General features: G+C 55.6%; 7 protein-coding genes and 1 pseudogene. 1 reads left to right on the forward strand and 7 read right to left on the reverse strand.

From position 1 onward, the window contains the following. Positions 1–316 precede the first annotated feature (316 nt). The 3 genes from E9536_RS38845 to E9536_RS42325 form a co-directional block, all read right to left on the reverse strand. Entirely contained in the window at positions 317–646 is a 330-nt protein-coding gene (locus tag E9536_RS38845) for a hypothetical protein (RefSeq protein ID WP_136472855.1), read from the reverse strand. 197 nt (positions 647–843) lie between these two features. After that, positions 844–1,536: a hypothetical protein gene (locus E9536_RS38850; protein ID WP_136472857.1), complete on the reverse strand. Its 693-nt coding sequence runs from the start codon at positions 1,534–1,536 to the stop codon at positions 844–846. 52 nt (positions 1,537–1,588) lie between these two features. Beyond that, on the reverse strand, positions 1,589–2,653 hold the full coding sequence (locus tag E9536_RS42325) for an HNH endonuclease (protein WP_247873560.1): 1,065 nt from the start codon (positions 2,651–2,653) through the stop codon (positions 1,589–1,591). A 279-nt stretch (positions 2,654–2,932) separates the two neighbouring features. Here E9536_RS42325 and E9536_RS38860 point away from each other — a divergent pair. Beyond that, positions 2,933–4,026, forward strand: a pseudogene (locus tag E9536_RS38860) (IS3 family transposase). 96 nt (positions 4,027–4,122) lie between these two features. On the opposite strand, the gene E9536_RS38865 reads toward E9536_RS38860, so the two are convergent. Genes E9536_RS38865 through E9536_RS38880 form a run of 4 tightly spaced genes read right to left on the reverse strand, consistent with a single transcriptional unit; the run spans position 4,123 to position 11,422 of the window. Then, entirely contained in the window at positions 4,123–7,236 is a 3,114-nt protein-coding gene (locus E9536_RS38865; protein WP_136472859.1) for a type I restriction endonuclease, read from the reverse strand. A 60-nt stretch (positions 7,237–7,296) separates the two neighbouring features. Further along, positions 7,297–8,229, reverse strand: coding sequence for a DUF5655 domain-containing protein (locus E9536_RS38870; RefSeq protein ID WP_136472861.1), 933 nt, complete (start codon positions 8,227–8,229; stop codon positions 7,297–7,299). Further along, positions 8,226–9,584 (reverse strand): restriction endonuclease subunit S, encoded by a 1,359-nt coding sequence (locus tag E9536_RS38875; RefSeq protein WP_136472863.1) that lies wholly within the window; start codon positions 9,582–9,584, stop codon positions 8,226–8,228. The genes E9536_RS38870 and E9536_RS38875 overlap by 4 nt, the downstream gene beginning before the upstream one ends. Beyond that, on the reverse strand, positions 9,581–11,422 hold the full coding sequence (locus E9536_RS38880) for a class I SAM-dependent DNA methyltransferase (protein WP_136472865.1): 1,842 nt from the start codon (positions 11,420–11,422) through the stop codon (positions 9,581–9,583). Before E9536_RS38880 ends, E9536_RS38875 begins: the two co-directional genes overlap by 4 nt. Positions 11,423–11,541: the final 119 nt, after the last annotated feature.

Here is an 11,541-nt window from a genome sequence, read left to right on the forward strand (position 1 = left end):
CCCGAACAGGACCGTGAAACGACTCTACGCCGATGATAGTGCGGATTCCCGTGTGAAAGTAGGTAATCGTCAGGCTCCCTAAGCCAGAAACCCCCGCCCGAAAGGCGGGGGTTTTTGCATTTCGGCGCAGAAAATGCGGGTGGAGTATTCGACAGGGCTGCATGTCGTGCTGCACACACTGACGCTTGGGATGCCGTCGGATGCGGAGAGGACTGAACGCAACTTTTCGTCTGTTGTGACGATTGTTGACGTTACTTGCAGCGTCGCCGCGGACCATTTGCGTCTAGGCATGTGCCGAACGCTTCACGCCGAACCATCACCAGACAACGGAGCGGCGCAAAGGGGGCAGCGCTGCGTATTCCAGATCCTTCTCTTCTTGCGCAGCTGCACCATAGGGCTGCTCGCGCCAGTTCAGCGCGCTGTAGTCGGGCGTGATGATGACCCTTCGGGAATCAAAGTTGAACCGAAGATGGACGCGATCACCCGGCTTGAATCCGAACATCTCGAAATGCGCGTCAATGGCGCGCATCCATGGCATGTACGGTTGGCCATCCTGGGGAAGGTCAGGCTTGTTGCCGAGGGGCAGCTCAACCGTTGGATACTGTTTGAGCTTCTTGGGACGTGACTTACTATAGGCGTTAGCCATCTTCCGACTCCGGTAACGAGTTGGTTGTGGTCAGCGGGTCGTATGGGTGGCAGCCCATGCGGCCCGCGCTTTTTGCGGTGACGCCGTTTGAGTCTATCTAACTGGGCATCTCGAAATATGGAAAATTCGACGAGTGACCAATCGGTATAGTTGTGGACGGGGTGCGCCGCACCCTGAAGTCAAACCGACGGGACTTGCTACTTTGATATATCGATGCAGAACTTAAGGAGACTGATAACACGATCTTGCCGCTGAGTCATGGCGAATGTTGTTGTGTTGAGTATGTAAAATGCAAAAATTAAAAAAATTAATGAACTTGCCCATCCTTGAAGAATGGAGAGCTTCGATAGGCTAAGGGATAGCGCTCCAAGACCAGCGAGCGCCGGAAAGATTCCGATTCGTTCTACCGACCCACACAGTAAACTTGAACGCTTTTCCAATGAGATTCTTTCTCCTTCATAATACGTCAGAACGTAGCGAAGTGCCGTGTGATCACATTGTGAAAGCGCATCAATATATTTTGTATCAAATTCTGCTGATGATTTTGCTATATAAAAAAATTGATGAAATGGTTCTTTGAACAATCGATATATGAATGGCGCGGAAACGAGTGTGACGGCGATGCCTAGTGGAAGTATGAAAAGCTCCACAAGAGTGAGCGTTGCGAATGCGGTATGGGCAACGGTGACATCGTCGGAGAAAAATGCGATGGCTGCGAGCAGCAAGGATGCTATAAATCCCGTTAGTTGATGAGAGACGAGAAATTTCGTAAATTTTTCTATTCGCTCTTCATATTTTGTAAGCGGTCTCGCCGGTCGTTTATCAGTGGTGGCTCTTTCCAAAATTTCGAAAATTTCGTCTATCTGTTGTTTGGATGGAATTGTCTTCATTTTGATGGTATCTGTGCTTTTTTTTGTATTTGAGAAACTAAGCCAAAGCAGATTATCCAAAATGCATGCTGCGATGGCAGTTCGGGCACAACGCTACGGCATTCTCAAGCGAATCGTCACCACCCTGCGCTAACGGGACGCGGTGATGTACTTCAAGATATGGTGTTCCATCCTTCTTGCGCAAGAACGGTGATGGATTGCCGCACTCCTGGCAAAAACCTTGGGCGCGACGTAAAACGAGTGCAATGATGTTAGGGTCACGATTGAAGGCCGTAGTGTGAACTAAAAAGCGTTCAGGCTTCTTGGGTGCCTCTCTCGCAAGACGTTCCAGTTCATTGTCTGGAAGTGCGAAGGATTTCTCGATTCTTGTAGTCAGATCATCCTGTATGAGCCTGGCGTTAATGACTTCGCCGAAACTGTCAAGTTTGTCGCGATCCAACTCAAACCATTTGCTTCCATCACTTTCGCGATGAATTTTCTTGTACTTAAAGGCTCCTGCATATGTGAACGGAAGTTCGTCGTTGTCACGAACGAACGTAAGAATGGGTATATCGGAAATGCCAAGTATTACTGCATTTGGTTTGTAGTGTTCGCCAAAGACGTTGCCTTTGCTCTTAAGAAAATATTTTAATTTTTTGTCACGTACGAGCCATTCGTTTGCATAGCGGCCGCCGTTGAACGTGGCTTTGATGACGACAAAATTTGGCTTGCCATCGCTGTCGAGCACAAACATTCCACCCGATCGCAAGTCGTAGTTCTGGACGAATATCAATATATCGTAAGGGCTGTAATTTTCTCCGACTACGAAATCGCTCGGCCTTGTTGCATCTGTTACCCATCTAGAAAATCGTCGATTAAATTCACTCGATATATCCTCGAATGTTGTTAATCCATGGGCTTTCATTGCTGAATAGACCGCGGAAGATCGGTCGCCGTCGAATCGAGATAGATAGATCGACAAATCTCCAACGCGCTTGAAATTCGGTAACCATCGATTGATGTGTTTTACTTTGTTTTTTATCTCTAACGGAAGGGCGCTATTTAGGGCGGGCGATAGAACCGTTGAGCGTATGTATTCGATAGCACGGTCGACCGGTGACAACTGGGTGTTTCGCATTGTTTTGATCCCGAGTTGGTGAAAATTATTTTGAGATAGTAACTCGAGGATGGTAGGTCGTGAATGGCTAAGGGTGTGAAGCGTGTAAATTTTTTGATTCGGCAACTACTGGCGATCACTCTAGATTTCTCGGGCTCCACTGTCCACAGAGCGACTGCAGCGACAGCCCAGGGTGCATTGATCTGTGACCTGCCCCCTGCAGACAGGGCCAGCCGGAGTCTAGTAAAGTTCGTTTTCAGAGAAGAAGACGAACATGAAGAAGCGCTTTACGAACAGCAAATCATCGGGTTTCTGAAGGAAGCCGAGGCCGGTGTGCCGGTCAAGGAACTGTGCAGGAAGCACGGGTTCAGTGACGCGTCGTTCTACACCTGGCGCGCGAAGTTCGGCGGCATGGAAGTCTCGGAAGCCCGCCGGCTCAAGGACCTCGAGGTGGAGAATGCCCGGCTGAAGAAGCTACTGGCCGAAGCAATGCTCGATATGGAAGCGTTGAAGGTCGTCGTCAAGGGAAAGCCCTGAGCCCGCAAGCCAAACGCGAAGCAGTATCGGCGATTCGGGAGAAGGTCAACATCTCCGAGCGCCGCGCCTGCCGGCTTGTCGGGCTTTCTCGCAGCGTGCTGCATTACGACGCGAAGCCAGACCACGAGAATGAGGTGCTAGTGGCGCGTCTGGTGGAGTTGGCACACGAACGTCGTCGATTCGGCTACCGCCGATTGCACGCCCTAGTGGAACGCGAAGGCACGCACGCCAATCACAAGCGCGTCTATCGTCTGTACGGTGAGGCAGGGCTGGCTGTGCGGCGCCGTCGCAAGCGCCACGGCGTCATGATTGAGCGCGAGCAACTGGCATTGCCGGGCGCGCCCAACGAGGTGTGGTCAATCGATTTCGTGATGGATGCGCTTTCCAACGGCCGGCGCGTGAAGTGCCTGACCGTCGTCGACGACTTCACGAAAGAGGCTGTCGACATCGTCGTCGACCATGGCATCTCAGGTTAGTATGTCGCTCGGGCATTGGACCGCGCAGCTCGCTTCCGTGGCTATCCCAAGGCCGTGCGAACAGACCAGGGCCCCGAATTTGCGAGCCGCGCGCTTGACCAGTGGGCGTATGCGAACGGCGTCGCTCTGAAGTTGATTCAGGCGGGCAAGCCAACGCAGAATGCGTACATCGAATCGTTCAACGGCGAGTTCCGCGACGAATGCCTTAACGAGCACTGGTTCACGACGCTCGCGCACGCTTGGGCAGTCATCGCGGCATGGCGTCAGGACTACAACGAGCAAAGGCCGCACAGCGCACTGAACTACCTTGCGCCGTCAAAGTTTGCGGTGAAGCACCGGGCAACCGCGGATACTGCTGCCGCTTTCCAGGAGTTGGTTTAATGGGACTGTGCTAGAAGCCCATTGGCCCTATTGATGGGGGCAGGTCAGTCAGCCATCGCAACCATTCTCTGACGCCACCGGAAATGCGAACGGAGGCTATGCTCCCAGGCTCGAAGAGGGACCTGAACGAGCTCGTAGCGCCTCATAGAGTTGAGCAGGCCCCAACAGTATGTCTTTCAGGCCGTCGCGCACACGCTCGGAGTCGAGCGCCTGTCTGCTCATGGTCGTATGAGCATCGAACGCATTAATGATGGCGTGCATCAGCGCGTCCTTAAGGTCGGGGGAACTCGCGAACCGCTCCTTGCTGTTGCTCGCAGCTTGCTGGACCAGCAGTTCGTTTTCGAGCAGCTTGCCCTTGAGCACGCCGTTTACGTATAGGAGCTGGTCGTCGTTGGTCAGCTCTCCATCGAAGAGGCCGTTGACCTTCTGGATGATTTCGTCGAGGAGCACCTTTTCCTTCTCCTGAACTGCGCCACTGCCAACGGCGTCCATCGGAGGCAACTTAGGTGCGTCGCCTTGACTCAGATTCAGATTCTGGCGGCCTGTATTTTTCAGGTTATGGTGCGTCAGCGTGACCTTTGACAGGTCTACGAAGTCGCGCTCGCGACCGAACTCCAGCAGCGGGATGAGCCGCTTGTAGAACAGAAAGCGCTTTTCGATGTCCGTATTACCGTAGTCAAAAATCTGCGAGAGGAACGCGTAGAGACGTACGAACGCTCCCATGTCATTTTTAAACAGCACCAGCGCGTCGAGCGTGTCTTTGGCTGCCTGGGTGGCCTTCCCGTCCTGCTGAGCCTCTGCAGCAACCTTGTCCAGTTGTGCCGCCTTGTAGCGCTTGAGTAGCCGGTCGGCTACGGGTGCGATTGCGGCCTGCAGTTGAGCCTGCGTACCTTTCGGGTCCACCTCGACCTTGACCACCCTGTCGACCTCAAAGTCGTCGTAGTAGCCACCGGAATCGAGTTTTGCGCGCAGGTCATAGACATGATGCGGGTCGGTGGTGGCTTCGAGTTCGGCGGTCTCGTAATAGGCCTTGAACGCCTTGAGGATTTCATCCGCGTCGTTCACGAAGTCCAGGATGTAGGTGGCGTCCTTGCCCGGATGTGCGCGGTTCAGCCGGGAGAGCGTTTGCACAGCCTGGATGCCGCCAAGCATCTTGTCGACGTACATGCCGCAGAGCAGGGGCTGGTCGAAGCCAGTCTGAAACTTGTTGGCGACAAGCAGCAAGTGAAACTCGGGCTCGGCGAAGGCATCGCGAATATCGCGTCCTTTGAGGCCGGGATTCAGCTCCTTGCTTGTTTCCGTCACTGGCACGGAATAGCTCTCGGGGTCGTCGATTTCGCCCGAGAAGGCCACGAGCACGCCGAGCGGATAACCCCGGTTCTCGATGTACGCGCGAATGGCCTTCTGCCATCGCACCGCCTCCTTGCGGCTGCCGACGACCACCATTGCCTTCGCCTTGCCGTCGAGCAGGGGCTGCACGTTCTCGCGGTAGTGTTCGACGACAATCTGCACTTTCTGCGTGATGTTGTACGGATGCAGTCGGACCCACTGCATGATGCCCTTCATCGCAGTGCTACGCTCGACCTCCTTCTCGTCATATTCCTCGCCGTCGTGAGCAAGCCTGAACGCGAGCTTGTAGGTCGTGTAGTTCTTCAGGACGTCGAGAATGAATCGTTCCTCTATGGCTTGGCGCATCGAATACACATGGAACGGTTGCGGCAACCCATCCAGACCTGGCCGGCCGAACAGTTCAAGCGTTTTCTGCTTGGGCGTGGCCGTAAAGGCGACATAGGTCAGCCCCTTGCCGCCGGCGCGCGCTTCCATCTGGGCGGCCAGCAGGGCCTCGGTGTCGATTTCGCCGCCATCCTGGAGGGCGGCCCATTCTTCGGCCGACAGCAGTTGCTTGAGCTTCGCCGCCGCTTCACCGGTCTGCGAACTGTGGGCCTCATCAGCAACGACCGCAAACTGCTTGCCCTCGGTCGCCGCGAGTTCCTGCACGGCCTGCAGGGCAAAGGGGAACGTCTGGATGGTGCAAACAATAATTTTCTTGCCGCTCTTGAGCGCTTGGCTCAACTGCGCACTCTTGCTTCCGTGCTCATTGGTAATGGTGGCTACGACGCCGGTCGTGCGCTCGAAATCAAAGATGGCCTCTTGCAACTGGGCGTCGAGCACGGTGCGGTCCGACACCACAAGCACGCTGTCGAACATCTTCTTGTGCTCGGCGTCGTGCAGGTCCGCGAGGAAGTGCGCGGTCCAGGCAATGGAATTCGTCTTTCCTGAGCCAGCGGAATGCTGAATCAGGTATCGCTGGCCAGGTCCCTGAGCGAGGACGTCCGCAACGACCTTTCGGGTCGCGTCTAACTGGTGAAAACGCGGAAAAATCACGGTCTTCAGTTGCTGCTTTTCGTCCCGCTTACCGATGAGATAGCGATGCAGAATGTCGAGCCAGCTGTCACGTGCCCAGGTGTCCTCCCAAAGATAAGCCGTCGCGAAGCCGTCCGGATTCGGCGCGTTGCCTGCCGCGCCGTGGTTGCCTCTGTTGAACGGCAGAAACCGGCTGGCCGCGCCTGCGAGCCGGGTGCACATCCTGACCTCTGTCTGGCTTACTGCGAAGTGCACCAGCGCACCGCCTGGGAAGCCAAGAAGCGGCTCAAGCTGCCCACCCTTGGGCTGGGGGTTCCGGTCGAAGCGGTACTGGTCGACTGCATCTTCAACGTTCTGCGTGAAGTCAGACTTCAGCTCGGCGGTTGCAACCGGTATGCCGTTGACGAACAACACGAGGTCCACCGCGTCCTGCGGGTGATTCGGCGAATGGCGAACCTGGCGCACGACGCGCAGTCGGTTCGCTGCGTACCGCTGCTGGATGGCAGGGTTGATGGCCAGCGCCGGCTTGAACTGGACGAGCGAGAGCGTCTCCTTGAGCCCCAGCATTTCGACGCCCCGGCGAAGCACATCCAGAGTGCCGCGTTCGTTGAGGCTCTTGCGCACCCGTTCGGCGAGACGCTCAGCGAGCGCTGGACCATGCGTCTTGGTCAGACGCTGCCAGGTGTCAGGCTGCGTCGCCTCCACCCATGTGAGCAGGTCTGGCAAAAAGAGCGCGCTGACGCGGTCGTAGTGGGCGGCATCGCCTTCCGCATAGAACCAGCCATTGGCTGAGAGGGACTGGCAGATTGCTGCCTCAAAGTGATGTTCCTGGTGCAGGTTGCTCATGGACGCCTCAATGCGGTCGATTTTGTTTTTTCTGATAGTCAGCGCAGGCCGGTAGGCCGGCTAGCCCTCGGCGTAACTTCGCTCGAGCAGCGGCCTGGCGCGTGCCAGGTCGGCTTGCTCGCGCAATGTCAGTTCGACGTCGCCGGTGCCCCAATGTCCGACTTGGCTGACGTCACGGCTGAACCCTTCCTCCAGCTCGACGGAGGCAGGGTCTAGCTTGAGCGTCACGAGGAGTCTGTTCGGATAGGCGATGACGCAAGCGAAGTTCTTCAGGCGTCGGAAGGCGGTATAGAGCTTCAGGCGCTTTTCTTGCACGTCGTCACCCAACGAAGTCAGGACGCTGGTGACTTGTGCGTACAGGTCACGAATTTCGGCGGACGCGATGGCAAGTTGCTCGTCTACCGACTTGTCCTTGCCTGCCGCTTTCGGCTTTTCAGGCTCAGCTGCTAGGTCGGCCTGCGCAGGCTTGACCGCTGTGACGTCGGGAACGCTTTGCGCATTGACGAGTTCGAGCAACAACAGGTCATCGCCGAACAGCTTGTAGCGAATCAGCTCGATATTGCGCGGAATTTGCTGGACCGCATGCTGGTCATAGCGCGTGAAATCGGCAGCAATGCACAGCAGGCGCGTGCCCGTCCACTCGATTTGGTCTGCCACGTCCTTGCCGAGCTTTTCCATAACCAGCCAGCGGAACTCCGCCTGGTGGTCCAATAACCAGTCCAGATAGAACAGCCCCTGGTTGATGACGTTCTCGTTGCTGTGACGCTTGTACTCGATGATGACCGGGCAGCCGTTCTCGTCGAGGCCCAGCGAGTCGATTCTGCCCTTGTGTGTTTTCCCAGTGACGTACTCGCTGGCCAGAAAGCGAACGCCGAGGAACGTTTGCATGTTCGCTTCGACGAGGCCTTGTAGCTGCTTCTCCAGTTTTACGGCCTGGGTTGGTAGCTCGCGTGCGTTGCCATTCGACAGGCGAAACAACTGTATGTCACTCATGCGGCGAGCTCCCGCAGTACGGCATTGCGGACGTCGATTCTGCCGGTGACTGCGGCGGAAATCAGGGCGCTGCGTCGCTCCTTGAGTAGACTAATCGTCCGTTCGACATTCGCTTTAAGCTTGTCGAGTTTCGTGATTTCAATTTCCAAGAAATCTGCAATTGACCTTTGCTCATCCAGTGGCGGTCGCACAATCGGTATATTCCGAATTAGACCTTGGCTTATGTTGGGGTCTTTTCTCGAACTTTCAGCTCCAAACATCCAATGTGGTCTATAAAATTGAATATACCGAAACGTGAACTCTTCAATAAAACTCGTGTTCGGTAGCAGTGCGCAGACAGCTTGGTTGATGCATGCTTCGAAAGCTAGAAGCGAATTCTTTCCGATTGTGCCCTCCCCGCCGTACATTGCCACTAATACACTGCCGATGGGCAGGAGTTCGCACACTGAATCCTGAATCGCGGCGTCAGTAATTGCAACCTCAAACGTGTAAAGAATAGCGTTATTCAGGTCAGTGGTTCTTATCCACGGATACCCCCCGTTCTCCGTGTAATAGTCGTCCTGACGTCCTGTATCAGGTGTTCCGCCGCTGGTTGTCTCAAACCAGTGCTTTATCGCGGCAACCTCCCAATGTGCCGGTATCATCCCAAGCCAAGTCACGCCGGAGTCCTTCATCGAAGCGTCGGGGTTGAGACCTCGGGTGACAGCGTGCGAGATGGTCGCTTGGCGCTTTTCTGCCAGCAGCGTGAGCAGCTTTTCCTGTTCGCTAACCAGCAAATCAATCTTTGCGGTCTCGTGGTCGAGGAAGGCTGCGATGATGGATTGCTCTTCAATTGGTGGTAACGGAATATGAAATTTGTTCAGGTCCTCTTGGAAGAGGTGAGGAACACCCATCCCGCCCTTAATTCGCTGAATTGTGTTAACGAGAAAATCGCTCTGCAGTAGGTAAAGCAGAAAAATGCCGGACAGCGATGCGTATGGCGTAATGACCGCAATTGAGCTGTTCACAGTCGCCGGAGATGGTAGCTCACGAACTACATTCACTGTACCCAGTGTCGAGCCGTCCTTTGCCAACAATACGTCGCCTACTGCCAGCTTGATTTCTGGTGACTCGTCGTATCGTTCCTGCGTAATGTAATTGACATTTTGGAAGTCAATAGCCTTTCCCTTGATGTTTGGGGTGGCCAAGAATGCATAACCGGTGTCAACGTACTCTTCTGCCTTCAATCCTTTCCAGCCAAGCCTTGCACGAACCCAAGACTGGAAGCCGAGACGTGACAACTCCCAATTTTTCGGCACAGACGTGAGCCATTCGATTCCTGTGTCTTTATAGGCGGGGTAACTCGGGAGACTCACTCTGCTAGCTCCTCAAGCATTGTCATAATATTGGCCGACACAGCCTTCAATTCCTCGTCAATAGTGTGCAAGTCACGCGGCGGCTCGAACACATAGAAATGCCGGTTGAATGGAATCTCATAGCCAACCTTGCTCTTTTCTTCATCCACCCACGCATCCGGCACGTGTGGCAGCACCTCCCGCGCGAGATACGCTCCGATATCCTCCGCGAGCGGCACGTTCTCGGTATCGCGCAGCGCACTGTCCGCCTGCACCTTGCCTTTCTGCTTGCCCTTGACGCCCAGCACAACGTTGCCCTGTTCATCGCGTAGCGGGCGCTCCACCGTAATCGTCGTGTAGCCGAAGTCCTGGTTCCGGAAAATCCGGGAAATCGGGGCCGACTTCACTGTGCCGCCCGCAGGCACGTCAGGCGCGTTGCTGCCCGCTGGCACAACCCAGCGTCCGACCTCGACACCTACCGCGTCCAACACAGTTGTCAGCTCGGCTTCAACAAAGTCGCCGAATAACCGGGTAACTGTCGCGATTTGCTCGTCCGACATTTCCCGCCGTTTGCTGCCCAGACTCTTGCGCATCTTCTGCCAGAAGCTCGACGCATCGATGAGCTGGACGAACCCCTTGCGCGCCACTGGCTTCCTGTTCGACAGTATCCACACGTACGTGGAGATACCCGTGTTGTAGAACATATCTGTCGGCAGACCAACAATGGCCTCGACCAGGTCGTTCTCCAGCACGTAGCGCCGGATTTCGCTCTCGCCGCTACCCGCACCGCCCGTGAACAACGGAGAGCCGTTCAGCACGATGCCGAAGCGGCTACCTCCTTCCTGCGCCGGACGCATCTTGCTGATGAGATGCAGCAGGAACAACATCGAGCCATCTGAGACGCGCGGCAGGCCGGGGCCGAAGCGCCCATCGAAGCCTTTCTGCTCGTACTCCGTTCTAATAGCTTTTTCAACCTTTTTCCACTCGACGCCAAACGGAGGATTGGAAAGCATGTAGTCGAACTTGCGCCCGGTGTGGCCATCGTCGGACAGCGTATTGCCCGCAACGATGTTCGCGACATCCTGGCCTTTGATGAGCATGTCCGCCTTGCAGATGGCGTATGACTCGTCGTTCAGCTCCTGGCCGAACATGGTCAGCCGCGCAGCCGGATTGTGCTCACGCAGATACTCGTCGGAAACTGAGAGCATGCCGCCCGTACCGGCCGTCGGGTCGTAAATCGTTCGCACGACGGCGTTGCCTACCGTGAGTACGTCGTTGTCCTCGATAAACAGCAGGTTCACCATTAGTCGGATGACCTCGCGCGGGGTGAAGTGCTCCCCGGCCGTCTCGTTAGAGATTTCCGCGAATTTCCGGATGAGTTCCTCGAAAACGAGGCCCATCTGTGTGTTGTCGACCACATCTGGGTGCAGGTCAATGTTCGCGAACTTCTCGGTTACGAGATAGAGAAGGTTGGCCTTGGCGAGCCGTTCGACCTGTGTGTAGAAGTCGAACCGTTCAAAAATATCTCGCGCAGCCGGCGAGAAGGCCTGAACGTACGCATACAGGTTCTGGCGAATGTTGTCCTGGTCGCCCAACAACCTGACGAGGTCGAGCGGTGAGGTGTTGTAGAACCTCGTGCTGCCGGCGACACGCAACAGGAAGGGCTCTGGATTCAGCCCCAACTTTGTTTTCGCTTCGAATTCCGCGAGCACGGCCGGCTTCGTGGATTCGAGCACGCAGTCCAAACGCCGCAGCACGGTGAAGGGCAAAATCACGCGCCCGTACTCGGATTGTTTGTAGTCACCGCGCAACAGGTCCGCTACGGACCAGATAAATGACGATAGTGCCTGGTGGTTCATTCTATTTTGGCTTTGTCTGTGTGCTCGTTACTGGAGCGACCGAATGCAAGGGGGACCGCTGCCGGTGTGCTTGCGGCAGCGGTGGAAGTAGCGTCGATTTTACCTCCGACTCGCCGTTG

The organism is Burkholderia sp. LS-044, assembly GCF_004803625.1.
GTDB classification, from domain to species: domain Bacteria; phylum Pseudomonadota; class Gammaproteobacteria; order Burkholderiales; family Burkholderiaceae; genus Burkholderia; species Burkholderia cepacia.

What these genes read in the sequence shown, in the direction of transcription:
- E9536_RS38845 (WP_136472855.1), bottom strand. Translation starts at nt 646, where the DNA reads ATGGCTAACGCCTATAGTAAGTCACGTCCCAAGAAGCTCAAACAGTAT.
- E9536_RS38850 (WP_136472857.1), bottom strand. Translation starts at nt 1,536, where the DNA reads ATGAAGACAATTCCATCCAAACAACAGATAGACGAAATTTTCGAAATT.
- E9536_RS42325 (WP_247873560.1), bottom strand. Translation starts at nt 2,653, where the DNA reads ATGCGAAACACCCAGTTGTCACCGGTCGACCGTGCTATCGAATACATA.
- E9536_RS38865 (WP_136472859.1), bottom strand. Translation starts at nt 7,236, where the DNA reads ATGAGCAACCTGCACCAGGAACATCACTTTGAGGCAGCAATCTGCCAG.
- E9536_RS38870 (WP_136472861.1), bottom strand. Translation starts at nt 8,229, where the DNA reads ATGAGTGACATACAGTTGTTTCGCCTGTCGAATGGCAACGCACGCGAG.
- E9536_RS38880 (WP_136472865.1), bottom strand. Translation starts at nt 11,422, where the DNA reads ATGAACCACCAGGCACTATCGTCATTTATCTGGTCCGTAGCGGACCTG.